Genomic DNA, 22,864 nt, shown 5'->3' with positions numbered 1-22,864 from the left:
TCCTTACAGCTGAAGGGACCCTTCGTGCGCTCGCAGCGCGTGAGGGGTCCCTTCAGCTGTAGTGGCGTCCGGTCAGGGGACGAGGAAGAAGGCTTCGATCCGTCCGTACCCTGCCTGCGGGCGGAGTTCGCTGAACCACGGGCCGATCGGTGTCACCTGCATGACCACGGCGGCGAGGCCGGAACCGGGGTTGATCTCGGTCCGGACGGTCTGGCCCGGTACCGCGAGAATCTCGATCTCCTTGACCTGTCCGGTCAGCGCTCCGAAGTTCCATCCGACGGTGACCTTCATCCGGCAGACCGGGTTCTGGGCCCAGCCGGGGCCGATGCCGTTCAGGACGCGCGGCGTGAACGCGATGGTGGCGAGCCCCGGGCGGGCCGGATCGGTCTCGACGACGGTGTCGATGAGGCCGTTGCAGAAGTCGTTCTGCCCGACCACCGGCAGCGTGGGCCCGTTGAACGTCGTGTGCACGAGCGGCGCAGGCGCCGGTGCGGCACTCGCGGTGGCGGCGACGCCCGTGATCGTGGCGGTCGCGATGGCCGCGGCGCCGAATGCGCGCACGGCAAAGCTGCGAAGCTTCATGTGAATCCCCCGTTTTCCGATGTGTTTCGTTCCCCCGGCCGTCCCGTGACTCCCCGTCACGTGCAACAGCCTCGAGCATGCTCACACACAACCCGCGGCGACACCAAACCGGATGGTCGGCGAGGGAACAGTGGCTGTCGCATATCGTGTTCCGATGCCGATCCGGAAGACGCGGACACGCCTGTCCGACGGGCGCGAACTGCTCTACTTCGACGACACCGAGCCGTTCGCGAGCGGCGCGGCGACGCGCGAGCTGCACGACGGCCGGGACCTGGCACCGGTAGAGGCGGCGTCGACGATGCGTTACGACGTGCTGACGGGGGAGTGGGTGACCCTCGCCGCGCACCGGATGAACCGCACGTTCCTGCCGGCGACCGACGAGTGCCCGCTGTGCCCCAGCCGGCCCGGGCGTCCCGCGACCGAGATCCCCGCCGACGACTACGACGTCGCGGTGTTCGAGAACCGCTTCCCGTCGCTGGGGTCGGCCGCTCTGGAAGTTGCGGAAGCCGTTGACAGTGAGGAGCTTTGGCCGCAGCGCGCCGCCGACGGCCGGTGCGAGGTGGTGTGCTTCACCAGCGAGCACGACGGCGGGTTCGCGCAGTTGCCGGTCTCCCGCGTGCGGACCGTGCTCGAGGCGCTGCGGGACCGGACACGCGAGCTGTCGGCGCTGCCGTCCGTCGCGCAGGTGTACTGCTTCGAGAACCGCGGCGAGGAGATCGGGGTGACGCTGTCGCACCCGCACGGTCAGATCTACGCGTATCCGACGCTGCCGCCGCGCACCACCGCGCTGCTGCGTCAGGCCGAGCAGCACCGAAAGCGCACGGGGCGTTCGCTTCTGCGCGACGTCCTCGACGCCGAGCGGCGCGCCGGTACCCGCGTGGTGGTCGAGGGCGAGCACTGGACCGCGTACGTGCCCGCTGCGGCGCGGTGGCCCGTCGAACTGCATGTCGCGCCGCACCGGGACGTCGCCGATCTCACCGAGCTCGACGACGCCGAACTCGACGAGCTCTCGCACCTCTACCTCGACGTGCTCGGTCGGCTGGACCGCTTCTTCGACGGCGTCGATCGGCTGCCGTACATCGCAGGGTGGCACCAGGCTCCGATCGGCGCAGACCGTGACCTGGGACGGCTGCACCTGCAGGTGTTCTCGCTGATGCGTTCGCCACACCGGATGAAGTTCCTCGCCGGTTCCGAATCCGGGATGGGCGCGTGGATCAGTGACACCACCCCCGAGCGGATCGCCGCACGATTCCGGGAGGTCGCGCCGTGACGGTCTGGTTCGACGCCCGTTCCGACGCCGAACTCACTGCGGCGGTAACGGATTCGTTCCGCCACGAGTTCGACGTCGACGCGGACGAAGTGTGGGCGGCACCCGGTCGGGTCAACCTGATCGGCGAGCACGTCGACTACGCGGGCGGGCTGTGCCTGCCGATCGCGTTGCCGCACAGCACCGCCGTCGCGGTGTCGCGTCGCACCGACGGGCTGATCCGGCTGCGGTCGTCGGACGGCGCCCCGTGGGACGGGCGGCTCGCCGACATCGGTCCCGGACGGCCGGCGGGATGGGCTGCGTATCCGGCCGGAGTGATCTGGGCGTTGCGTGAGAACGGTTTGTTCGCGCACGATTTCGGGGGAGTGGACGCCGTGTTCGTGTCCACCGTGCCGATCGGCGCGGGGCTGTCGAGTTCGGCGGCGCTCGAGTGTTCGCTCGCACTCGCGCTGGCTCCCGATGCGGATCGGGCCGACCTGGCGGCGGCGTGCGTGCGGGCCGAGAACGACATCGCGCTCGCGCCCACCGGCGGCATGGACCAGGCGGCGTCGCTGCGATCGTCGGAAGGCCATGCGCTGCTCTTGGATTCGGCGTCGGGGGCGGTGTCGCAGGTGCCCTTCGCTCCGGAGGGGCTGACGCTGTTGGTGATCGACACCCGCGCTCCGCACCGGCTGGTGGACGGCAGGTACGCGAAGCGCCGGGCGGCGGTGGAGCGCGCGGCGCGTCGGCTCGGGGTGGCGTCGCTGCGAGAACTCGCCGACCGTGGCCGGGACGGGGCGGACGCCGTCCGGTCGCTGAAGGACGACGTCCTGCGGCGTCGGGCGTGGCACGTGATCAGCGAGATCGCCCGCGTCCGGCTCGCGGTGGCGGCGTCGGAATCCGGGGACTTCGCCGAGTTCGGCCGGCTGCTCTACGCGTCGCACATGTCGCTGCACCGCGACTTCGAGGTGTCGTGCCCCGAGCTCGACACCGCCGTCGAAGCCGCGATGGTCGCCGGGGCGCTCGGCGCACGGATGACCGGCGGCGGATTCGGAGGGTCCGCGATCGCGCTGCTCCCGGCCGAGAAGGTCGACGACGCGATCGACACGGCCCACCGCCTGGCCGTGGACCGGGGCCTGCCCGAGCCGGCCTTCGCCGTCGTCGCCGCGTCGGCCCCCGCCCGCCGCCTCCTCTGACCGTCTGACCGGCCCTTCCCCAGCCCTCCCCCGCGTTTTGCGCACTTGTCGCGCCCCGGGCGCCTCGGGAGGCGCGATAAGTGCGCAAAACGCGAGGAGGGTTCCCGCGGATCGGGAGACGGGGGTCCCTTCCCGGCCGCGGCCGGTCATGCTCGGCTCGAGTCGAGGAACGGAGCGACGGTGAGCCAGGAACGGGTGCGGATGTCGGAGCTGGGCTCCGACTCGGTGTCAGTGCTGCGGATCATCGCCTACTTCGACGAACTCGGGGAATCGGCGGCCAACGCGGACACCGTCGTCCGGGCCGCTGCCCTGCTCGCGGAGTGTCCGGTCGGTGCGTGCTGGGCGTCCGGCCTCGCAATCGGCTACGACGCGCTGGGGAACCCGCGGGGCGAGCTGTGTCCGACGGAGCGGGTGCACGAGGACCCCGTCGTGTGGCTGGACCGCGGCGGCGCCGAACGGCCCCTCGACTCGGTTCTGCTGGACCGACTCCGCCACACCCTGCGGGTCGCGGCTGCCCGCTCGGGGCCGGGTGACGGTCTGCGGATGGGCGATCCGGGACTGCTCGAAGTGGTGCTGTCGGACAAGGAGCGCCGCGAGGACCGGGTGCGTGCGGTGGGGCTGCTCGGGCTGGATCCGGCGCGCGACGTCCGGGTGCTGGCGGTGTCGTCGAACACGAGCACCACTGCGGTCGAGGTGATCTCGAGATCCTGTGCCGGCCGACTGGTCCGCTCGGTCGACGTCGGCAACCTCACGGCCGTCCTGCTGCAGGACAGCGCCGACAGTCGGGACCTGGCCGACGACCTCCACGCCGCGATCGCCGGCGCGCACCCGACGTCGGACGCCGATCGCGGTCCGTGGGTGGGAATCGGGGAACGGATGAGCGTGTACGCCGCGCCGACGTCGTGGAAGCAGGCGCGTCGGGCACTGCGCTTCGCGTCGTCCACCGGCTACGGCCGTCGGGCCGTCGCGTACGGACGGTTGAGTTCGCTCGAACTGCTCGTCGAACTGCCCCTCGAACGCCTGCTCAACGATCGAGACGTCGCACGGATCAACGCGATCGCGGCGTCGGCGTCCGGTGCCCAGGAGGTGGCGACGCTGGAGGCGTTCTGCGTGTTCGGGTCGCTGCGGCGCACCGCGGCCGAACTGCACGTCCATCACAGCACGGTCGCCGCACGCCTGGCACACCTCGAGATCGAGATGGGCTGGGACCTGGAGGACTCGATGGACCGGTTCATGGCGACGCTGGTGCTGATGATCCGACGGATGGCGTTGTCGTCGACCGAACTGGCGGCGTCCGAAGTCTTCGGTTCGGGGTACTGAGCCCGACGCTCGTCGGATCCGACGGCCGGATCGGTCGACACCCGTCGGGTGCCCCGGGCCCGTCCGATGGGACACCATCGAAGCGAAGTTCGTTTCATCGGAAAGGAATTCGCACATGGCCGTGATCGACCCGAATCGCACGTGGGAACTGCTCGAGCAGCGTCTCGCCGTGACCACCAACGCCCGCCACCGCGTCGTCCTCGGTGCGGTGATCGAGCACATGAGGGCGGAGGCCGCCCCGGACCTGGATCGACTGATGGCCACGCTGAATCCGGCTCCCGACTACCACTTCTGGAACGGCGGCCAGGACGTCGGGCCCAAGGGCACCGAGGGCGTGAAGACGTACTACATCGACTTCCTCGCGACCCGCACCAACATTCTCGAGTACGAGCTCGACCGGCTCGTCGTCGACGACCACTGCCTGGTCACCGAGGGCTTCCTCAAGCAGATCTATCCCGGCTCGTACGCCGCGCAGATCGGCATCCCGGTCGACGACGAGGCGGCCGACTACCTGGTGGTGTTCCGTCAGCTCATCCTGTGGCCGGTGGACGAGGACGGGCTGATCCAGGGCGAGGACTCGTACCACTCCGGGCCGTCGAGCGTCACCAAGCTGTCGTTCGAGGAGCTGCCGCAGGAGTACGTCGACCTGGTGCACACCCCGGCCACCTGACCCCCGCGACGCGTTGTGCGCACTTGTCGCGCCCGGGGCACCGGGAATCCCGCGACAAGTGCGCACAACGCGAGGGGGAGGGGGGAGGGAACAGACTCAGTCCGCGTCGCTGACGGTGACGGCGACGGCCTCGTCGACGCTGTGCGGCTCGGGATCGTGATCGTCGACGTGCGCCAGCACCTTTCGTCCCGTGGCGAGAACCAGGATGCCGAGGACGGTGCACGCGGCGCCCACCCAGAACGGCACGTGGACGTTGTGCTCGCCGAGCTTGCCGGCGACGTACGGGGCCGCAGCGCCGCCGACGAAGCGGACGAAGCTGTAGGCCGCCGACGCCGTCGAACGTTCGACGGGTGCCGAGATCATCACGGTCTCGGTGATGAGGGTGTTGTTGACGCCCAGGAAGAGTCCGGCGAGGACGACGCACACCACGAGCGCGGGCTTGGAGTCGGTGAACAGTGCCATCGCCGCGAGGTCGAGCGCGAACAGGGTGAGCGCCGTGATCATCATCGGCAGCGTGCCGAAACGTCGCTGCAGACGCGGGGCCAGGAACACCGACGCGATCGCCAGCGCCACACCCCAGCCGAAGAAGATGAACCCGATCGAGTACGCGCCCATGTCGAGCGGGAACGGGGTGTACGCGAGCAGCGTGAAGAAGCCGTAGTTGTACAGCAGCGCCGTGATCGCGACGGTGAGCAGACCGCGGTGGCGCAGCGCGAGGAACGGTGCGGCGAGCGACGTGCGATGCGTCGGCTTGGGCGCCTTGGGCAGCATCACCATGATGAGGATGAATGCGATGGCCATGAGCGTCGCGACGCCGAAGAACGGTGCACGCCAGCTGATGTTGCCGAGCACTCCGCCGGCCAGCGGGCCGATGGCGATGCCGATGCCGAGTGCCGCCTCGTAGAGGATGATCGCCTGCGCGACACCACCGCTCGCGGCGCCGACGATCGCGGCCAGCGCGGTCGCGATGAACAGCGCGTTGCCCAGGCCCCAGCCGGCGCGGAAGCCGACGATCTGGTTGATGGTGTCGGACGTGCCCGCGGCCGCCGCGAACACCACGATGATCGCCAGACCCCACAGCAGGGTCTTCTTGGCGCCGATGCGGCTCGAGATCATCCCGGTGAACAGCATGGCCACGCCGGTGACCAGCATGTAGCTGGTGAACAACAGCGACACCTGCGACGGCGTCGCGTCGAGCTGCTCGGCGATGGGCTTGAGAATGGGGTCGACGAGCCCGATGCCCATGAAGGCGATGACGCTGGCGAAGGCGACTGCCCACACCGCTTTCGGTTGTTGCAGGATGCTCGGCTTGCTCGCGGCCGGTGCGGTCGTGGTGCTCACGTATCCCTCCTCGGGTGATGTCGTGGTGATCAGCGCTCTGCTGCGGCGGTCCGGATGATCGCCCGGAGTTCGCCCAGTCCGTCCGAGATGCGGGCGACCTGCTCCGGCTCGAGATGCGCGAAGTGCGGCGTCAGCGCATCGGCCACGTCGCGGCGGGCCTCGGCCAGCCAGCGTCGTCCGTCGTCGGTGATGCCGACGAGAACGGCCCGGCAGTCGTCGGGATCCGTCTCGCGCGACACCAGTCCCTCCTCGCCGAGGCGCTTGAGCAGTGCCGTCGCCGACGGTTGGGAGCAGCGGTCGAGCCGCGCGAAGGCGCTGATCCGGAGCGGGCCCTGCTCCTCGAGCAGCGACAGCGCCCGCATCCACGGCCGGGATCGGTCGTCGGTGGAGAGCGCGGAGGCGAGTCGGGTGAACCGGTGGGCGTTGCTCACCAGTTCGACGAGCAGGTCTCGAAACTGGGGATCGGTCGAACTCATGGAAGATAATAATTACATAAGCTAACTATCTATGTCTACCCCTCGCGTTTTGCGCACTTGTCGCGGTTTCCCGTCCCAAGGAACCGCGACAAGTGCGCAAAACGCGGGGAGGGGAGGGGCGCGGCGGTACGGTCGTGCGAAATCGGACACGGCGAACCCAGCGAAGACCGTCGTGCCGGATCGGACACGAGGGAGTGGACATGGCATTCGCGAGCAGCAAGAAGTGGGGACTCGAACACGCGGTGTTCGCCGGTGCGACGGCGGCGACGATCTACGGCGCGGTCACCGGACGGGAGCGGGTCCAGCAGGTCGCGAAGCCGCTCATCGCGCCCGCACTCGCGACCCGCGTTTTGCGCCGCCGCGACGACCTGGACACCGCCGACGCCGCGCTGCTGGTGGCGGGCCTGGCCGCCGCCACCGTCGGTGACGTGTTCATGATCGACCCCGACGTCGACGCCCGCCTGCGCCGCGGCGCCACCTCCTTCGGCGTCATGCAGACGGCGTACTCGTCGCTGCTGGTCCGTCGGGGCGCCGGGCCGCGGCGTGCGGCAGTACTACCCCGTCTCGGGGCCTGGGCGGGCGCGTCAACCCTGTTGCATGCGAAAGCTCCCGCGGTCGCGAAGACGCTCACCGGGTACGGTGCGCTGCTCGGGACCACCGCGACGCTCGCCGCCGATCCCGCGCTCGCCCCCGGCGCCGCGGACGTGGCGGGGCTGCCGGTGCCGAACCGTCGCGACCGCCGCAGCTGGCTCGGGCTCGGTGGTCTGCTGTTCACCGCCTCCGACGGGACGATCGTGGTGCGCAAGCTGTTCCTGCGCGGCGAGAAGTCCCGGGCCGTGGCCGAGGGTGCGATCCTCGCGTCGTATGCGGCCGCGCAGCTGCTGCTCGTGGAGGGGATGCTCGACCTCGGACGTCGCGCGAAGAAGCGAATCGGTCAGGGGTAGATGAGGATTCGATCGCGGTTGCGCGGGTCGACGCGGATCGAGATCGTCTCACCCGGGACGAAGTGCTCGCGGAACTCCCGGGCCACCTCGTAGACCACGGTGCCGGTGTACGACTCGGAGCCGGGCACCGTCAGCGCCAGATCGAGTTGGGTGAGCTGGCCGTTGTCGACCGTCCGGCGCAGCGGTTGCGCGCGGCGGATGGTCGCCCACCCCTCGATCCCGTGCCGGGCGAGCTTGCGTTCGGAGCGGGAGGGGCGGTCGGCCCACATCATCCCCAGCCCGAGCGCGGATCCGTACGCCGCGAGCAGGCCGCCGATCTGGTACGGGATCGTGCCCTCGGGGGTGTGCTCGATCAGCCATCCGAGCCAGATCGACAGGACGATGACGTAGCTGACGGTGATGAAGCAGACGGTGCGAACGATGCGTGGGTGATTCATGGCCTTCTCTTCGTGACGCCACCCAGCCTAGTCGTCCGACGCCGACCCGGCCGGGCGGTAACCGGGCTGCGCGACGATCGCCGGCGCGAGCCATCGTCGCAGGTAGCGGCGTAGTTCGGCGTCGGAGCGCTGCGGGTTGCCGGGGGAGACGAAGAACGACTGCATCGTCCGCAGCAGGTGCTCGACGAGCTCGCTCAGGGCGGCGTCGTCGTAGCCGTGCCGCTCCCAGTCGACGTCGAAGCGTCTGATCATGGTGAGGCCGAAGGCCTGCGCCTCCTCCGAGGTGATGCCGTCCGTGTGGGAGTGCGCACCCGAGAGCATGATGCCCAGGTGTGGGGTTCGGCGGACGTCGTCGAGTGTGTAGACGACCGCCTCGACCAGGGCGTCGGCGGGATCGCGGCGCCCCTGCACGTGGTCGGTCAGGCGATCGAGGAAGTCGCCCACCGACGCGATCGCGGACGCCCGCATGAGCGCGTCGGCACTGGGGAAGTACCGGTACACGGTCTGCCGGATCACGCCGAGGGATTCGGCGACGTCCGCGATGCTGACGGCCGACCCGGTGCGGGAGATCGTCTCGACTGCGGCGGCGACGATCCGCCGCGCGGCCTCGTCGTCGTCGACCGGCGGCTTGCCGCCCCATCCGCGTCTGCGTGCCACGGCCGGACCGTACCAGTCGCGCGGCCGACGCTCGTGCAGGTGGCGACGATTTCTTCGAAAGCAATCATACAAACGGCGAGTCGATCGTATGATTGCCGCGATCGTGGCCCCGGCCTGCCCGGACGGGCCCGCACCGACGACGAACGAGGTAGTGCGCATGACGGATCTCAAGCCCCGGAAGATGGATTTCGGGTTCGACGACGGGGACGTCCCCTTCCTGTGGAACCCCGACAATCCGGCCTGGTCGAGCATGTCGAACGCGGTGTCGTTCCTGGCCATCGGCTTCGAGAAGATGATCGTGAAGCTGATCCTGCAGGCCAAGCCGCTCATCACCGACCCGGAGGTCGCCGAGGAGGCGGTGGCGTTCATGCGGCAGGAGGGGCATCACTCGACCGCGCACCGCCAGCACGTGAACGGGCTGATCCGCAGCTACCCGGGCCTGCAGAACACGCTCGACGCGGTGATCGGCGAGTTCGACCTGCTGACCGAGCGCACCTCGATCGACTATCGGCTCGCGTACACCGCCGACCTCGAGGCCACCTTCACCCCGGTCTTCAAGCTGATGCTCGACAACGAGTCGACCCTGTTCGCGCCCGGCGACGACCGGGTCGCGTCGCTGTTCCTGTGGCACTTCGTCGAGGAGGTCGAGCACCGCAGCTCCGCGCTGATCATCTACAACGCGATCGTCGGCAACGAGCTGTACCGGATGCGGATGGCGCCGTCCGTGTTCGCGCACGTGATGAAGTCGATCCGGATCGCGTGCGCCGGCTTCAACCAGCACGTTCCGCTGTCCGAGCGCAAGGTCGACTCGCTGTCGATGTTCGCCCGGCACCGCGCCAAGCAGCGGGTGCTCACCACGTTCGCGCCGTACCTGACCAAGGGGCCGATGCCGCGCGCGTTCGACGGACTGCCCATCGGCGAACAGCTCGTCGCGCTGCGCGGCGCCGTCCGTAGCCAGATGCCCGGGCACAACCCGACCCACGAGAAGCTGCCGGTGCTCGCGGACAAGTGGTTCGACCGCTACGACGACGGCTACGACTGCACCCGTTGGTACTCGGCCGCGCCGGTGTCGTCGGGGGTGAACTGATGTCGGACCTGTGCACACCCACCTTCGAAGACCTCGCCACCCGGCTCGGCTTCACATGCGAGGAGGCCGGCGGATTCTTCGAGCTGCGGAACCCGACAGCACTCGAGAACTGGACGCTGCCGGTCCTCGAAATCATGATCGTGCTCGGCTCGGTCCTCGCGCTCGTCTATGCGATCGTGCGGCTGCGGCGGCACGGTGATCCCACCAACCTGGTGCTGTGGTTCGGCGCCACCGCGTTCCTGTTCGTGATCGAGCCGCCGATCTACTTCCCGGGCACGTTCGGCACCGAGGAGTACCTCGGCACGATGTTCGCGCACAACGTGTTCACGGTCGAATTCCTGTGGGGCAGACTGCCGCTGTACATCATCGCGATCTATCCGCTGATGGCGACGCTGGCGTTCGAGCTGGTCCGCATGCTCGGTGTGTTCCGGCGTTACGGGGTGTTCCTCGGCGCGGTGTGCGTCGGCTTCGTGCACCACGCGTTCTACGAGATCTTCGACCAGCTCGGACCGCAGCTGCGGTGGTGGGAGTGGACGCTCGACAACAAGGTCAACCTGCCGTTCTTCGACTCGGTGCCGCTGCCGAGCGTCGTGGTGTTCGCGGCGCTGTGGCCCATGTCGCTGGCGCTGTGCGTGCAGTTCTTCGTCGGCCGTCAGGTGGACGGGGGACGCCACTTCTCCGGATTCGAACTGGTCTGGCGCACCGTCGTGGTGGGGCTCGTGGCGTCGGTCGGCGTGTTCGTCCTCCCGCTCCCGGCGACGGTCTTCGGCATGGGCAGCGACACGGTGCGCGGCGTGCTCTACGCGGCGGAACTCGTCGCCGTCACGGTGGTCGCGATTCCATTGCTGGTCAAACAGTGGTCCCGGCTGCGGGCAGGGACGTCCGACGCCCCCGCCTACTCCAACGACTTCGTTCGCATCTACGCCGTCGTGTACCTCGCGGTGATGGGCGTGCTGTGGCTGAGCGCCCTGCCGGACTTCTTCGGTGCGGTCGACGGCGTCACCACGGACGGTGACCCCATCGGCAACCTCTGGTACACGATCGCGTGCTTCGCGGTCGCGATCGCGTGTGTGGCGGCGACGTTCACCATCCCGCGTCCCACGACCGCCCGGGACGCGACGCCGGGCGAACGTCCGGTGACGAACTCCGCCTGAGTGCACGCGGTTTCGTCGCGCAACGCCTAGCCTGACGGCATGGCAGAGACACCTCGACCGACCGTGTTCGTCACCGGTGCCGCGGCCGGGATCGGCCGCGCAACCGCCCTGCAGTTCGCGCGCCGAGGGTTCTTCGTGGGCGCGTACGACATCGACGAGGACGGACTCGGCTCCCTGCGTGAGGAGATCCTCGCGCAGGGAGGTCGGGTCCGGACCGGCGTCCTCGACGTCACCGACGCCGAGGAGTGGCGCACCCGGCTGGCCGAGTTCACTTCGGGGAACGGTCGACTCGATGTCCTGATCAACAATGCCGGGGTCCTGGCGTCGGGGCATTTCGAGGATCTCCCGCTCGACGCGCAGCGCCGGATGGTGGACATCAACGTCCTCGGCACGATGAACGGTCTGTACACGGCGTTCCCCTATCTGAAGGAGACGCCGGGCGCGCAGGTGGTGAACCTGGCGTCCGCGTCCGCGATCTACGGTCAGCCCGAACTCGCGACCTACAGCGCCACCAAGTTCGCGGTGCGCGGGCTCACCGAGGCTCTCGAACTCGAGTGGCGCGGCCACGACATCCGAGTGTTCGACGTGTGGCCGCTGTTCGTGCGGACCGGGATGATCCGCGGAATGTCCATCGGCAGCACACGTTCGCTCGGCGTCCGGCTCACCCCGGAACACGTCGCGGACGCGATCGTCGACGCCACGCAGCAGCGTCGACGGTTCCCGAAGGTGCACTATCCGGTCGGCGCCCAAGCCCGGCTCCTCGCCGCGGCGTCGGCGCTCTCGCCGGCGTGGCTGGCGCGGCTGTCGAACAAGGTGCTCAGCCGCGCCTGAAATCGAGTGACGGTGCGGACGACTAGAGTTCGGTGACGACGGATCGCGTCGGGAAATCGGTCAGGAGTGGGTTGTGCGTCGGGTAACGCTGCCGTGTCTGGGGGTGGGTGCGGCGTTGACCGCCGTGCTCGCACTGACCGCGTGCGGAGGTTCGCCGGACACCCCCGCGGCGACCGAGGCGACCACCACGATCGCGCCGCCCGCTACGACCACGACATCCGTGCCGACGCCCACCACCACGACGGCCGACCCGACGCCCGTCACGACCGTGCCCACGACGACCGCGGCCGCCACCACGACACTCACCGACGTGCAGTTCCAGCGCAACGAGTCGTACTTCTTCTCGTCGCCCGACGGCTCCTTCACGTGCGGCATCCTGCGGCTGCCGGGCCGCACCGAGGCGGGCTGCGAGGGCGTCACCACACCGGTGCCGCCGCGTCCCGACGACTGCATGGTCAGCTGGGGGAACGGGATCCGCGTCGAGAACACCGGACGCGGCGCGTTCATGTGCTCGGGCGGGCAGGTGTACACGTCCGGCGCCGGCACCGAGCCGGTGCTCGCGCCGGGGACCCCGCTCGCCGAGTTGGGGTACACCTGCGAGACGACGGTGTCGTCGGTGACGTGCACCAACGACGAGACCGGGCACGGGTTCACCGTCGCCCCCGATTCGAACGAGACGTTTTGACCACCGAAGAACCCAAGATGCACGCCCCTGCCGCCGACGACGACGAGGCGGCCGGGCCCACCGAGTGGGGCGAGCACCCGCACGGTGTCGGACCGTGGGCCGACGAGCACGACACCCCGCCACCCACCGACGAGCGCTACGACCCGCAGCTGCTCGCGGACGGAGATCGCCGCAACGTCGTCGACGCGTACCGCTACTGGACGCGCGAGGCGATCGTCGCCGATATCGACTCCCGGCGGCACCCGCTGCACGTGGCGATCGAGAATTTCGCGCACGACTCGAACATCGGGACCGTTGTCCGGACGGCGAACGCCTTCGCGGCGGCGGCGGTGCACATCGTCGGGCGACGACGCTGGAATCGGCGCGGCGCCATGGTCACCGACCGCTACCAGCATCTCGTGCACCACACGGACCTCGACGAGTTGGCCGCCTTCGCGCGGGAGAACGGGCTGACGGTCGTCGCGGTCGACAACACGCCCGGATCGGTGCCGATCGAGACGGTCGAGTTGCCGCGGAACTGCCTGCTGCTGTTCGGGCAGGAGGGCCCGGGGGTCACCGATCAGGGCCACGCGGTCGCGTCGATGACGGTGTCGATCGCCCAGTTCGGGTCTACCCGCAGCATCAACGCCGGTGTCGCGGCGGGGATCGCGATGCACGCCTGGATCCGGCAGCACGCCGACCTCCGGCAGGCCTGGTAGCACCACTCCGTCGGCACACCAGCGCGTCTTGTAGCAAAAGTACCGACGCCCAGGCAAGATCGGTAGGCATGCAGCGCGAATGGTCTGCCCGGGCGGACGCCGCCGAGGAGGCGGTCATGACCCGGCACATTCGCCGCGTGTGGGGGATGCCGGGGACCGCGCTCGCGGTGGTGGCGTGGCCCGCGGTGCGGCGGGAGCGGATGTTTCTCAACTGGCACTACTGGTGGCAGGCGAACCTCATCAACTGCACCGTCGACGCCGCCGAACGCAACCCCACCGCGCGTCGTCGGCGCCGGTTGTCCAGGCTCATCCGGGGGGCACCGGTTCCGCAACATCTCGGGCTGGACCAACAGCTACTACGACGACATGGCGTGGCTCGCGCTCGCACTCGAACGTGCGCAACGGATGCAGTTGATCGACAACCGCAAGGCGCTGTCGACGCTCGAGTCGCAACTGTTCGATGCGTGGTCCCCGGATTCCGGCGGCGGAATCCCGTGGCGCAAGCACTCCGACTTCTTCAACACCCCGGCGAACGGTCCGGCCGGGCTGGTGCTCGCCCGGCTCGGCCGGCTGTGGCGGGCGCAGGCGATCGCGGACTGGATCGACGACACGCTCCGTGACCCGGAGACGGGACTGATCTTCGACGGCGTCCGCGCCGACGGCACGATCGAACGCAACATCTACTCGTACTGCCAGGGCACGGTGCTCAGCCTCGAGACGGAACTGGCGGTGCGGATGGGCGCGCCCCGGCACCGGCTCCGAGTGCACCGCCTGGTCGACGCGATCGACGAGCGGCTGACCCGGGGCGGGGTGATCCGCGACGGGGGCGGCGGCGACGGCGGCCTGTTCAACGGGCTGCTGGCCCGGTACCTGGCCCTCGTCGCGCTCATGCTGCCCGGCGACACCCCCGAGGACGTGCGCGCCCGGCAGATCGCCGCGCAACTGGTGCTCGCCTCGGCCGAAGCGGCATGGGAGAACCGGCTCCAGGTCGAGGAGCTGCCGTTGTTCGGAAAGGACTGGAGCATCCCGGCGCAACTGCCCGGACTCGGTGCGGGGATCGCGACGTTCGCCGACGGGTCGGTGCACCCGTCGGACATCGCCGAGCGGGACCTGTCGGTGCAACTGGGCGGCTGGCTGTTGATGGAGTCCGCGTACCTGGTCTCGGCGGCCGGCTACCCCAAGCGCCGGTGACGGGTCGTCAGTGGTGGACGTCGTCGACGACGACGTCCTCGGCGGGCTTCGCCATCTCCCGGCGATAGCCCCACACGCCCAGCGCGGTGCCGACCGCGAGCAACGCCACCAGGACGCCGAGAACCACGGGCATCAGCCACGGCACCCGTTCGAGCAGGGAACCGCAGTAGTACCCGATCATCAGGAGCACCGGCGCCCACACGATCGCCCCGATGGTGCTGGCGATCGTGTAGCGGCGGTGGTCCATGTTCGCGGCGCCTGCGACCATCGGGCACAGCGTCCGCACCCACGGGATCCAGCGGGCGACGAGCACCGCCCAGAAGCCGTGCCGGTCGAGGAGGACGTTCACCTTGTGCAGGTTCGCCGCGTTGACGTACTTGCCGTTGCGCCGGGCCACGATGTGGTGACCGCTGCGCTTGCCGATCGCGTAGCCCACCTGGTTGCCCGCGACCGCGGCGCCCATGGCGCCCGCCGACAGCGCCCACGTGTGCTGCGCGCCGGCCTCGTGCGTCGCGAGCACGATGCCCGCGGTCACCAGCATCGAGTCACCGGGCAGGAACAGCCCGACGATCAGTGCGCATTCGAGGAAGACGAACGTGAGAACGATGATCCAGACCAGCGCGGGACCGGCCGATTCGAGCGGGCCGAAGGTTCCGGCCGCGACGGTCATGATCAAGCGGTCGGATCGTTCGGGGTCCGGACGGGCTCGGCGGCTTCCACGTCGACGCTCTTCGGGGCCTTACGGGACGCGAGGTAGCGCTTGCCGACCTCGAGGATGATCGGGATCACCGACACCAGCACGATGCCGATGAAGATGTAGTCGATGTTGTCGGCGATGAACTGGATCTGCCCCAGGAAGTAGCCGAGCAGCGTCACACCGGCGCCCCACACGATGCCGCCGATGATGTTGTAGGTGAAGAAGACCGAGTACTTCATCTTCGACGCACCCGCGACGAGCGGCGCGTACGTGCGCACGATCGGCACGAAGCGGGCCAGGAAGATGGTGGCCGGGCCGTGCTTCTCGAAGAAGGTGTGCGCCTCGACGATGTAACTCTTCTTGAAGATCTTCGAGTCGTCGGACTTGAAGAGGGCCGATCCGCCCTTCGCGCCGATGAGATAGCCCACCTGGTCGCCGAGGACCGCGGCGATCGGAATGGTCACCATCAACACCCACAGCGGAGCGAACGGCTCCACCTCCGCGGACTTCGACGCCGCGATCAGGCCCGCCGTGAACAGCAGGGAGTCGCCCGGGAGGAGGGGGAACAGCAGCCCGGACTCGATGAAGACGACCAGCAGCAGTCCGATCAGCATCCAGGTACCGAACGAGTTCAGCAGGTTCACTGGATCGAGGAATCCCGGCAGCAATGCCAGATTCGTGGTCACGGACTCCGAGGCTGCCAGCACATTCACGCGCACCAGACTACCGGCGGCCGCTGAGAGACGGCTGAGTCCACCGAGCCGGGTGAGCCGACACCGGGTCGACACGGTCCGGACACCAGGGGAGGCGGTGGCGCGTCCGGGTTGCCATACTGCATAGACAACCGGCGCGCCGTCACAGTCGGCCGCGCCCCCGAACCGTCACATGGAGGACAGCCGCCGTGCCTATCGCAACTCCCGAGGTCTACGCCGAGATGCTCGGTCGGGCCAAGGAGCACTCCTTCGCCTTCCCCGCCATCAACTGCACGTCGTCGGAGACGATCAACGCCGCGATCAAGGGTTTCGCGGACGCCGGCAGTGACGGCATCATCCAGTTCTCGACCGGTGGCGCGGAGTTCGGCTCGGGCCTGGGCGTCAAGGACATGGTGACGGGTGCGGTCGCGCTCGCCGAGTTCGCGCACGTCATCGCCGCCAAGTACGACGTGACGATCGCGCTGCACACCGACCACTGCCCCAAGGACAAGCTGGACACCTTCGTGCGTCCGCTGCTCGCGATCTCGCAGGAGCGCGTCAACGCCGGTCGCAACCCGCTGTTCCAGTCGCACATGTGGGACGGCTCGGCCGTGCCGATCGACGAGAACCTCGAGATCGCGCAGGAGCTGCTGAAGCTGTCGAAGGCCGCGAACATCATCCTCGAGGTCGAGATCGGCGTCGTCGGCGGCGAAGAGGACGGCGTCGAGGCCGAGATCAACGACAAGCTGTACACGTCGCGCGAGGACTTCGAGAAGACCGTCGACGCGCTCGGTGTCGGCGAGAACGGCAAGTACCTGCTGGCCGCGACGTTCGGCAACGTGCACGGCGTCTACAAGCCGGGCAACGTCGTCCTCAAGCCCGAGGTGCTCAAGGAGGGCCAGGAGGCCGCCATCGCCAAGCTGGGTCTGTCCGCGGGCTCGCAGCCGTTCGACTTCGTCTTCCACGGCGGATCGGGCTCGCTGAAGTCGGAGATCGAGGACTCGCTGCGCTACGGCGTCGTGAAGATGAACGTCGACACCGACACCCAGTACGCGTTCTCGCGCCCGATCGCCGGCCACATGTTCTCGAACTACGACGGCGTCCTCAAGATCGACGGCGAGGTCGGCAACAAGAAGGTCTACGACCCGCGTAGCTACCTCAAGAAGGCCGAGGCCGGCATGACCGCCCGCGTCGTCGAGGCCTGCAACGACCTCAAGTCCGCGGGGCGTTCCGTCTCCGCCGGCTAGTCACCACCTTTTCGGGGTTTGCGCACTTATCGCGGTTCCCGGGACGGGAAACCCGCGATAAGTGCGCAAAACGCGTTTCGAGGGGGGTTACTCGCGGTCGCACACCTTCCACGTGCCGCCGACGCGCTCGAGATCGAGCGTGCGCGGCGACGCGTCGGACGGGTTGGCCTCGGTGTGCGCGGTGACCTGTGCGATCGCGGCGTCCCCGGTGATCTGCACGGTGTCGACGCTCGTGACGACCGGGACGCCGCCGTGCGCGACGACATCGCGGTGCACGCCGGCGAACTCGGCGGGCGGGATGTCGCGGTAGAAGTCGGCCAACGTCCCGCACGTCGACGACTGCAGCGCGCTCAGGTTGCCGGAGTCGAGGGCCTGGGCGAAGGTGTCGACGGCGTCGCGGACGCGGGACTCGTCGGGGTCCTGTGCGCCGGTGCGCGCGATGACGAATCCGGTCACTCCGAGCGCGGCCAGGACGCCGACCACGGCCAGCGTCGACGCGACGACCCAGCCGCGGTTGGCGCCGCGGCGCGGACGGCGCTCGGTGCTCGGCGCCGCGGCTTCGATGCGCTGCGGTCCTGCGGCCGGGCGAGTCGGATTGTCTTTCTGGTCGGGCACGTGACGCCTCTCGGTCCGGGAGCGAGATCAACTGGTGGGCAGCCTATCGGCCATTCGGGCGGGGCGGCACAATGGACGCCATGACGTCATTCGGTGATCTTCTCGGACCACAGCCCACCCTGCTTCCCGGCGACGAGGACGCGGAGTCGGCGCTGCTCAACCACGAGGACCCGGCGAAGGTCGCCGCCGAGCATCCCACCGCGTCGATCGCGTGGGCGTACCTCGCGGAGGCGGCGCTCGAGCAGGGACAGACCATCACGGCGTACGCGTACGCGCGTACCGGTTACCACCGCGGCCTCGACCAGTTGCGCCGCAACGGGTGGAAGGGCTTCGGGGCGGTGCCCTACAGCCACGAGCCGAACCGCGGTTTCCTGCGTTGCGTCGCGGTGCTCGCGAAGGCCGCGAAGGCCATCGGTGAGAACGACGAGTACGCACGCTGCCTGGACCTGCTCGAGGACAGCGATCCGCGGGCAGCCGAAGCACTTGGTCTCGGCTAGCCGGTTCGTTCCGGACCCGGCGGCGGGCCGAGCGCGCGCGGCGGCGAACGTCCGTCGGCTGCGCGCGTCGGCGCTGCCGATCCTGCAGTGTGGTCTGGCGGCCGGTCTCGCGTGGTGGTTCGCGACCGAGGTGGTCGGGCACACCCGCCCGTTCTTCGCGCCCATCGCCGCGGTGGTCTCACTGGGTCTGTCGCTCGGGGCGCGGATGCGCCGCTCGGTGGAGCTGGTGTGCGGTGTCACCGTCGGCATCGGCATCGGCGACCTGCTGATCGCGCTGATCGGTACGGGCGCGTGGCAGATCACGCTGGTCGTCACGCTCGCGATGGGGACGGCCGTGCTCATCGGTTCCGGACCCATCTTCTCGATGCAGGCGGGCACGTCCGCGGTACTGGTCGCGACACTGCTGCCGCCGGGTGACGCCGCCGGATTCGAGCGGATGGTCGACGCCCTCGTCGGTGGTCTGGTGGGCATCGCGGTGGTCGCCGTCGTGCCGACGCATCCGGTCCGCCGCGCGAGACGCGACGCGGCGGGGATCCTCTCGACGGCCGGCGAGGTGCTGCAACTGGTCGCCGACGGTCTCATCGCGAACGACCCCAAGCCGATCGAGAAGGCGCTGCGCAAGGCCCGCGCCACGCAGTCGGCCATCGACTCGCTCCGCAGCAACCTGTCCGGCGGCAAGGAGATCAGCCGCATCTCCCCGCTGTACTGGGGGACGCGCGCCCGGTTGGCGCGGCTGACCGCGACAGCCGATCCGATCGACAACGCGATGCGCAACATCCGGGTGCTCGCGCGCCGGTCGCTCTCGCTGGTGCGCGACGACGAGATTCTCGACCCGCGCCTGGTCGACGAGATCGAGAAGCTCTCGCACGCCCTGGACGTGTTGCGCCGGATGATCCTCGCCGAACCGGGGGAGCAGCCGGATCAGGCCGAGGCGGCGCGGGTGCTGCGGTCGGCGGCGTCCGGCATGAAGCCCGATCTGGTCGAGGGCGCGGGCATTTCCGCGACGGTCGTGTTCGCCCAGATCCGCTCGCTCATCGTCGATCTGCTGCGGGTGGCCGGGCTGGAACGGATCTCGGCGATCGCGACGTTGCCCCCGACGGTTCCCAAACCTGCGTACCGCCCCGACGTCTGACGCCTTTTCATATATGCGAATACATGCATATGATGGGCCGAACCGACGAGGAGGTCGATCATGGGAGCCGGTCACGGGCACAGCCACGGCAACACCGCAGCCGGGAACGGGGTAGGGCCCACGCCCACACGTATCCGCAAGATGGTGATCGCGCTCGCCATCCTCGTGGGGTTCCTGGTGCTCGAGACGGTCGTCGCGCTCGCCATCGGGTCTCTCGCCCTGCTCGCGGACGCCGGCCACATGCTCACCGACGTCGTCGGCATGTCGATGGGCCTCGTGGCGCTGCTGCTCGCCAAGCAGGGCTCCAAGGCCGCGGCCCGCACGTTCGGCTGGCACCGCGCCGAGGTGCTCACCGCGATGGCCAACGCCGTCCTGCTGCTCGGCGTGGCCGCGTTCGTCATGTACGAGGCGATCGGCCGCATCGGCGACGCCCCGGAGATCCCCGGTGTCCCCCTCATGCTGACGGCCGCCGCGGGGCTGGCGGCCAACATCGTCGTGATGCTGATGCTGCGGGGCGACGCCAAGGACTCGCTCGCCGTGCGCGGCGCATATCTCGAGGTGCTCGCCGATGCCGTCGGCAGCGTCGGCGTCCTGATCGCCGGCGCCGCGCTGGTGCTGTTCGACTGGACCTACGCCGACATCGTCGTGGGTGTGCTGATCTCGTTGTGGGTCGTCCCCCGCGCGCTGAAGCTCGCCGGTTCGGCGCTGCGCATCCTCACCCAGGCGTCTCCCGCGAACGTCGACGTCGAGGCGGTCCGCGCCGACCTGCGGTCCCTGCCGGGCGTCTCCGACGTCCACGACCTGCACGTGTGGACGCTGACCACCGGCATGGACGTCGCGACCGTGCACCTCACCACCGATTCCGATTCGCAGCAGGTGCTGGGGGCGGCCAAGGCCGTGCTCGATTCGCACGGCCTCGGCCACGCCACCGTTCAGGTCGAATCGTGTGTCGAGGGTTCGCGGTGCCAGGAGGACCTCACGTGGTGAGGTGCGCTCAGCGGTAGCCGTCGGTGTTCGCCGGCAGGTCGGGGTCCTGCACCTCGACCAGGTACCGCCAGCAGTCGGGCCGGGACCCGTCGACGTCGGTGAAGCCGTACCGCTGCGCCAGTTGCCCGCTCGAGACCACCCCGCCGCTGAACTCGCCGACGTCCGGGTCCGCGGCCAGCGCGGTCACGGCCCGGCCGACGAACGTCGGGGTCTCCGAGATCGCGAAGTGCGGCACCCGATCGAGGGCGTCGCGCCAGTTGTCCTCGGTGACGCCGAAGGCGTCGAGCATGTTCTCCGACCGCAGCCAGCCCGGGGTCACCGCGACGGCGGCGCCGCCGTGCGGTGCCATCTCGTACGCCTGCGCGGTGGTCATGCGCTGCACCGCCGCCTTGACGAGGTCGTAGTAGAAGCCGACCTGGTGCCGGTAGGCGACGTTGTACTCGGCGGTGCCGTCGGTCATCTCGACGACCAGGCCTCCCGGCCGGCGGATCAGCAGTGGCAGCGCGAAGTGACTGGTGATCACGTGGGTGTCGATGCCCATCCGCAGCATCCGCAGGCCGCCGTCCAGATCGTGCTCCCACAGCGTGGTCCCGAACTGGGCGTAGCGATCGCCGCCGAAGATGTCGTTGACGAGGATGTCGAGGCGACCGTGCTCGGCGTCGATGCGCTCGACCAGGGCACGTACCTGATCGGGGTCGAGGTGGTCGACGCGCAGTGCGACACCGTCGCCGCCGGCGGCCGTGATCAGCTCGCCGGTCTCCTCGATGGTCTCGGGCCGGTCGATCTCCGACCGGCCGTCGACCCGGCTGCTGCGCCCGGTCGCGTAGACGACGGCTCCCGCCCGGGCCAGCTCGACGGCGATGGCCCGGCCCGCGCCGCGCGTCGCCCCGGCGACCAGGGCGACTTTCCCCGTCAGGTCCGGCGCGCTCATCGGCTGACCCGGGTGACGGCGGCACCCGGCCGCCACAGATCGACGTGGAGACGATCGTCCGACACGGTCGTGAGCACCACCTCGTCCACGCCCAGCTCGAAGATCTGCGCGTCGTCGCCGGGGTGCTCCGGGTAGGAGTCCAGGATCGCCCGCTTCTCGGCGCCGCTCAGCTCGCGGGCGCGGCCCGAGATCTTGGCGTCGCCGCCGTCCATCGTGTGGTGGACGGGGTTCGAGTGCAGCGAGTACCGCGGATCTCGTTGCAGATCCCGGACCTTCCGCGCGCCGGGCATCGACCCCAGCACCAGCAGACCCCGGAAGGTCTCGACCTCGGTGCCGCTCACGCGCGGCGAGCCGTCGGCGCGCAGTGTCGCCAGAACGTGGTGTCGGTGCGCGGTGAGCCGCGCGTGGACGGCGTCGGCCAGTGCCGGGGCCGCTTCGGTGAACTCCTGCCAGGTTGCCATGGACGCCAGTGTGCGGCCTCATCACTGACATCTTGTGTCAGTGATTTTCCGTAGGCTCTGGGTCATGCGCTCGAGCCGGCTCCTCGACCTGATGCTGCGACTGCAGGGCGGTCCCGGTACCACGGCTGCGCGACTGGCCGAGCAACTCGACGTCTCGGTACGCACGGTGTACCGCGACGTCGCGGCCCTGCAGGCCGCGGGCGTGCCGGTGTGGACCGAGAGCGGACCGGGCGGTGGCATCCGCCTGCTCGACGGTTGGCAGTCCAAGCTCAGCGGGATGACCGGCACGGAGACGTCGGCGCTCATGCTGCTCGGTATCCCGGGGCTCGCGGACGATCTGGGTCTGGCCGACGTCACGGCCCGCGCGGAGTCGAAACTGCTGGGCGCGCTGCCGCTTCCGTTGCGAGCGGGCGCGCTGCTGTGGCGCGAGCGCCTGCACGTCGATGCGCCGGGCTGGTTCGCGAGGACGTCGGAGACGGGCGAGTTGGCGTCGATCGCGGCGGCGGTGCTCGACGGGCGACGGCTGCGGATCCGCTATCGCAGGGGAGCGCGGGAGGTCTCGCGCACACTCGACCCGCTCGGGCTTGTCGCCAAGGCCGGTGTCTGGTATCTCGTTGCCCGTCATCGTGACCGGACGCTGTCGTACCGGGTGACGCGGATCGACGCCGCGCAGATCCTGGACGAGCAGGCACGGCGTCCGGCGTCGTTCGACCTGGCCGCGTGGTGGTCGGAGACGACGGCGGAGTTCGACCGGGCGCTGTTGCGCTATCCGTGCCGGGTACGGCTCTCGCCGTTCGCCTGGCGTCGGCTGCGGTCGGTGGTGGGGGAGGAGGCCGCCGAGGTGACGCCGTCGGACCCGGACGAACAGGGCTGGGTGACGGTCGATCTCGTGCTCGAGGCCGAGGACGTCGCGACCGACCAGTTGCTCACCCTCGCACCGGGCGTCGAGGTGCTGGCCCCGACCAGCCTGCGCGCCGCGCTGGCGACGGCGGGCCGGGAGACGGCCCGGCTCAACGCGACGTAGCCCGGGGCGTCCATTGCCGAACGCTCGGAGCGGTATCCCGCGGCAGGGCACGAGGAGTGGACATCC

The 22,864-nt window shown here is 69.5% G+C and carries 25 protein-coding genes and 1 pseudogene; 16 read left to right on the top strand and 10 right to left on the bottom strand.

All coding sequences use genetic code 11. From position 1 onward, the window contains the following. Nucleotides 1-72 precede the first annotated feature (72 nt). Entirely contained in the window at nt 73-582 is a 510-nt protein-coding gene (locus ABEU20_RS22135; RefSeq protein ID WP_420166517.1) for a hypothetical protein, read from the bottom strand. A gap of 154 nt (nt 583-736) precedes the next feature. Between ABEU20_RS22135 and galT the strand changes: the two genes are divergently transcribed. From galT to ABEU20_RS22115, 4 genes are all read left to right on the top strand, one after another. Beyond that, entirely contained in the window at nt 737-1,852 is a 1,116-nt protein-coding gene (galT, locus tag ABEU20_RS22130) for a galactose-1-phosphate uridylyltransferase (protein WP_420166516.1), read from the top strand. Beyond that, on the top strand, nt 1,849-3,024 hold the full coding sequence (galK, locus tag ABEU20_RS22125) for a galactokinase (RefSeq protein WP_420166515.1): 1,176 nt from the start codon (nt 1,849-1,851) through the stop codon (nt 3,022-3,024). The genes galT and galK overlap by 4 nt, the downstream gene beginning before the upstream one ends. Nucleotides 3,025-3,225: 201 nt before the next feature. After that, nucleotides 3,226-4,344, top strand: coding sequence for a helix-turn-helix domain-containing protein (locus ABEU20_RS22120; RefSeq protein WP_420166581.1), 1,119 nt, complete (start codon nt 3,226-3,228; stop codon nt 4,342-4,344). A gap of 115 nt (nt 4,345-4,459) precedes the next feature. Then, complete coding sequence (locus tag ABEU20_RS22115) at nt 4,460-5,014, top strand: nuclear transport factor 2 family protein (protein ID WP_420166514.1); 555 nt, start codon at nt 4,460-4,462, stop codon at nt 5,012-5,014. Nucleotides 5,015-5,110: 96 nt separating this feature from the next. Here the strand turns inward: ABEU20_RS22115 and ABEU20_RS22110 are convergent, their stop codons facing one another. Both ABEU20_RS22110 and ABEU20_RS22105 read right to left on the bottom strand, forming a co-directional pair. Beyond that, the gene (locus ABEU20_RS22110) at nt 5,111-6,355 is read right to left on the bottom strand and encodes an MFS transporter (protein ID WP_420166513.1); all 1,245 of its coding nucleotides are present in this window, start codon (nt 6,353-6,355) and stop codon (nt 5,111-5,113) included. A 29-nt stretch (nt 6,356-6,384) separates the two neighbouring features. Beyond that, entirely contained in the window at nt 6,385-6,831 is a 447-nt protein-coding gene (locus ABEU20_RS22105) for a MarR family winged helix-turn-helix transcriptional regulator (RefSeq protein ID WP_420166512.1), read from the bottom strand. A 200-nt stretch (nt 6,832-7,031) separates the two neighbouring features. On the opposite strand from ABEU20_RS22105, the gene ABEU20_RS22100 reads away from it, so the two are divergent. Beyond that, entirely contained in the window at nt 7,032-7,775 is a 744-nt protein-coding gene (locus tag ABEU20_RS22100) for a lysoplasmalogenase family protein (RefSeq protein ID WP_420166511.1), read from the top strand. Here the strand turns inward: ABEU20_RS22100 and ABEU20_RS22095 are convergent. Together ABEU20_RS22095 and ABEU20_RS22090 are read right to left on the bottom strand one after the other, a co-directional pair. After that, complete coding sequence (locus tag ABEU20_RS22095) at nt 7,766-8,212, bottom strand: hypothetical protein (RefSeq protein WP_420166510.1); 447 nt, start codon at nt 8,210-8,212, stop codon at nt 7,766-7,768. The genes ABEU20_RS22100 and ABEU20_RS22095 overlap by 10 nt on opposite strands. A gap of 27 nt (nt 8,213-8,239) precedes the next feature. After that, on the bottom strand, nt 8,240-8,869 hold the full coding sequence (locus tag ABEU20_RS22090) for a TetR/AcrR family transcriptional regulator (RefSeq protein WP_420166509.1): 630 nt from the start codon (nt 8,867-8,869) through the stop codon (nt 8,240-8,242). 157 nt (nt 8,870-9,026) lie between these two features. On the opposite strand from ABEU20_RS22090, the gene ABEU20_RS22085 reads away from it, so the two are divergent. From ABEU20_RS22085 to ABEU20_RS22060, 6 genes and pseudogenes are all read left to right on the top strand, one after another. Beyond that, nucleotides 9,027-9,956, top strand: a complete 930-nt coding sequence (locus ABEU20_RS22085; RefSeq protein WP_420166508.1) for a metal-dependent hydrolase — start codon at nt 9,027-9,029, stop codon at nt 9,954-9,956. Then, the gene (locus tag ABEU20_RS22080; RefSeq protein WP_420166507.1) at nt 9,956-11,110 is read left to right on the top strand and encodes a hypothetical protein; all 1,155 of its coding nucleotides are present in this window, start codon (nt 9,956-9,958) and stop codon (nt 11,108-11,110) included. The genes ABEU20_RS22085 and ABEU20_RS22080 overlap by 1 nt, the downstream gene beginning before the upstream one ends. Before the next feature lie 39 nt (nt 11,111-11,149). Beyond that, nucleotides 11,150-11,941, top strand: a complete 792-nt coding sequence (locus ABEU20_RS22075) for an SDR family oxidoreductase (RefSeq protein WP_420166506.1) — start codon at nt 11,150-11,152, stop codon at nt 11,939-11,941. 73 nt (nt 11,942-12,014) lie between these two features. Further along, nucleotides 12,015-12,626, top strand: a complete 612-nt coding sequence (locus ABEU20_RS22070) for a DUF6636 domain-containing protein (protein WP_420166505.1) — start codon at nt 12,015-12,017, stop codon at nt 12,624-12,626. A gap of 17 nt (nt 12,627-12,643) precedes the next feature. Further along, complete coding sequence (locus ABEU20_RS22065; RefSeq protein WP_420166580.1) at nt 12,644-13,324, top strand: TrmH family RNA methyltransferase; 681 nt, start codon at nt 12,644-12,646, stop codon at nt 13,322-13,324. 68 nt (nt 13,325-13,392) lie between these two features. Further along, nucleotides 13,393-14,515: pseudogene (locus tag ABEU20_RS22060) on the top strand (glycoside hydrolase family 76 protein). Between the two features lie 7 nt (nt 14,516-14,522). Here ABEU20_RS22060 and ABEU20_RS22055 read toward each other — a convergent pair. Then, nucleotides 14,523-15,185: a DedA family protein gene (locus ABEU20_RS22055; RefSeq protein ID WP_420166504.1), complete on the bottom strand. Its 663-nt coding sequence runs from the start codon at nt 15,183-15,185 to the stop codon at nt 14,523-14,525. A 2-nt stretch (nt 15,186-15,187) separates the two neighbouring features. Then, on the bottom strand, nt 15,188-15,931 hold the full coding sequence (locus tag ABEU20_RS22050) for a VTT domain-containing protein (protein ID WP_420166579.1): 744 nt from the start codon (nt 15,929-15,931) through the stop codon (nt 15,188-15,190). A gap of 182 nt (nt 15,932-16,113) precedes the next feature. Here ABEU20_RS22050 and fbaA point away from each other — a divergent pair, with 182 nt between their 5' ends. Then, nucleotides 16,114-17,151, top strand: a complete 1,038-nt coding sequence (fbaA, locus tag ABEU20_RS22045; protein ID WP_420166503.1) for a class II fructose-bisphosphate aldolase — start codon at nt 16,114-16,116, stop codon at nt 17,149-17,151. A gap of 87 nt (nt 17,152-17,238) precedes the next feature. On the opposite strand, the gene ABEU20_RS22040 is transcribed toward fbaA, so the two are convergent. Further along, complete coding sequence (locus tag ABEU20_RS22040; protein WP_420166502.1) at nt 17,239-17,766, bottom strand: Rv0361 family membrane protein; 528 nt, start codon at nt 17,764-17,766, stop codon at nt 17,239-17,241. An 80-nt stretch (nt 17,767-17,846) separates the two neighbouring features. Between ABEU20_RS22040 and ABEU20_RS22035 the strand changes: the two genes are divergently transcribed. The 3 genes from ABEU20_RS22035 to ABEU20_RS22025 are packed head-to-tail and all read left to right on the top strand — an operon-like array spanning nt 17,847 to nt 20,382. Beyond that, complete coding sequence (locus ABEU20_RS22035; RefSeq protein WP_420166501.1) at nt 17,847-18,263, top strand: DUF3151 domain-containing protein; 417 nt, start codon at nt 17,847-17,849, stop codon at nt 18,261-18,263. A 58-nt stretch (nt 18,264-18,321) separates the two neighbouring features. Next, on the top strand, nt 18,322-19,395 hold the full coding sequence (locus tag ABEU20_RS22030; RefSeq protein WP_420166578.1) for an FUSC family protein: 1,074 nt from the start codon (nt 18,322-18,324) through the stop codon (nt 19,393-19,395). A 60-nt stretch (nt 19,396-19,455) separates the two neighbouring features. Continuing rightward, a complete protein-coding gene (locus tag ABEU20_RS22025; protein WP_420166500.1) occupies nt 19,456-20,382 on the top strand; it encodes a cation diffusion facilitator family transporter in 927 nt (308 codons plus the stop codon). A gap of 7 nt (nt 20,383-20,389) precedes the next feature. On the opposite strand, the gene ABEU20_RS22020 is transcribed toward ABEU20_RS22025, so the two are convergent. Together ABEU20_RS22020 and ABEU20_RS22015 are read right to left on the bottom strand one after the other, a co-directional pair. Beyond that, nucleotides 20,390-21,313 (bottom strand): SDR family oxidoreductase, encoded by a 924-nt coding sequence (locus tag ABEU20_RS22020; RefSeq protein WP_420166499.1) that lies wholly within the window; start codon nt 21,311-21,313, stop codon nt 20,390-20,392. Next, the gene (locus tag ABEU20_RS22015; protein ID WP_420166498.1) at nt 21,310-21,774 is read right to left on the bottom strand and encodes a pyridoxamine 5'-phosphate oxidase family protein; all 465 of its coding nucleotides are present in this window, start codon (nt 21,772-21,774) and stop codon (nt 21,310-21,312) included. The genes ABEU20_RS22020 and ABEU20_RS22015 overlap by 4 nt, the downstream gene beginning before the upstream one ends. Before the next feature lie 64 nt (nt 21,775-21,838). Here ABEU20_RS22015 and ABEU20_RS22010 point away from each other — a divergent pair, with 64 nt between their 5' ends. Next, the gene (locus ABEU20_RS22010; RefSeq protein WP_420166497.1) at nt 21,839-22,798 is read left to right on the top strand and encodes a helix-turn-helix transcriptional regulator; all 960 of its coding nucleotides are present in this window, start codon (nt 21,839-21,841) and stop codon (nt 22,796-22,798) included. Nucleotides 22,799-22,864 lie beyond the last annotated feature (66 nt).

The organism is Rhodococcus parequi, assembly GCF_046042785.1.
GTDB classification, from domain to species: domain Bacteria; phylum Actinomycetota; class Actinomycetes; order Mycobacteriales; family Mycobacteriaceae; genus Prescottella; species Prescottella parequi.
The sequence above is the reverse complement of the archived record's forward strand: the minus strand, read 5'-3'. Positions and strand labels throughout refer to the sequence as shown.

Excerpts from the sequence above, each read along its gene's own strand:
- ABEU20_RS22080 (WP_420166507.1), top strand. The coding sequence starts at position 9,956 with ATGTCGGACCTGTGCACACCCACCTTCGAAGACCTCGCCACCCGGCTC.
- ABEU20_RS22085 (WP_420166508.1), top strand. The coding sequence starts at position 9,027 with ATGACGGATCTCAAGCCCCGGAAGATGGATTTCGGGTTCGACGACGGG.
- ABEU20_RS22095 (WP_420166510.1), bottom strand. The coding sequence starts at position 8,212 with ATGAATCACCCACGCATCGTTCGCACCGTCTGCTTCATCACCGTCAGC.
- ABEU20_RS22100 (WP_420166511.1), top strand. The coding sequence starts at position 7,032 with ATGGCATTCGCGAGCAGCAAGAAGTGGGGACTCGAACACGCGGTGTTC.
- ABEU20_RS22055 (WP_420166504.1), bottom strand. The coding sequence starts at position 15,185 with ATGACCGTCGCGGCCGGAACCTTCGGCCCGCTCGAATCGGCCGGTCCC.
- ABEU20_RS22010 (WP_420166497.1), top strand. The coding sequence starts at position 21,839 with ATGCGCTCGAGCCGGCTCCTCGACCTGATGCTGCGACTGCAGGGCGGT.
- ABEU20_RS22015 (WP_420166498.1), bottom strand. The coding sequence starts at position 21,774 with ATGGCAACCTGGCAGGAGTTCACCGAAGCGGCCCCGGCACTGGCCGAC.
- ABEU20_RS22020 (WP_420166499.1), bottom strand. The coding sequence starts at position 21,313 with ATGAGCGCGCCGGACCTGACGGGGAAAGTCGCCCTGGTCGCCGGGGCG.
- ABEU20_RS22115 (WP_420166514.1), top strand. The coding sequence starts at position 4,460 with ATGGCCGTGATCGACCCGAATCGCACGTGGGAACTGCTCGAGCAGCGT.
- ABEU20_RS22075 (WP_420166506.1), top strand. The coding sequence starts at position 11,150 with ATGGCAGAGACACCTCGACCGACCGTGTTCGTCACCGGTGCCGCGGCC.
- ABEU20_RS22135 (WP_420166517.1), bottom strand. The coding sequence starts at position 582 with ATGAAGCTTCGCAGCTTTGCCGTGCGCGCATTCGGCGCCGCGGCCATC.
- ABEU20_RS22120 (WP_420166581.1), top strand. The coding sequence starts at position 3,226 with ATGTCGGAGCTGGGCTCCGACTCGGTGTCAGTGCTGCGGATCATCGCC.
- galT (WP_420166516.1), top strand. The coding sequence starts at position 737 with ATGCCGATCCGGAAGACGCGGACACGCCTGTCCGACGGGCGCGAACTG.
- ABEU20_RS22105 (WP_420166512.1), bottom strand. The coding sequence starts at position 6,831 with ATGAGTTCGACCGATCCCCAGTTTCGAGACCTGCTCGTCGAACTGGTG.
- ABEU20_RS22065 (WP_420166580.1), top strand. The coding sequence starts at position 12,644 with ATGCACGCCCCTGCCGCCGACGACGACGAGGCGGCCGGGCCCACCGAG.
- ABEU20_RS22025 (WP_420166500.1), top strand. The coding sequence starts at position 19,456 with ATGGGAGCCGGTCACGGGCACAGCCACGGCAACACCGCAGCCGGGAAC.
- ABEU20_RS22035 (WP_420166501.1), top strand. The coding sequence starts at position 17,847 with ATGACGTCATTCGGTGATCTTCTCGGACCACAGCCCACCCTGCTTCCC.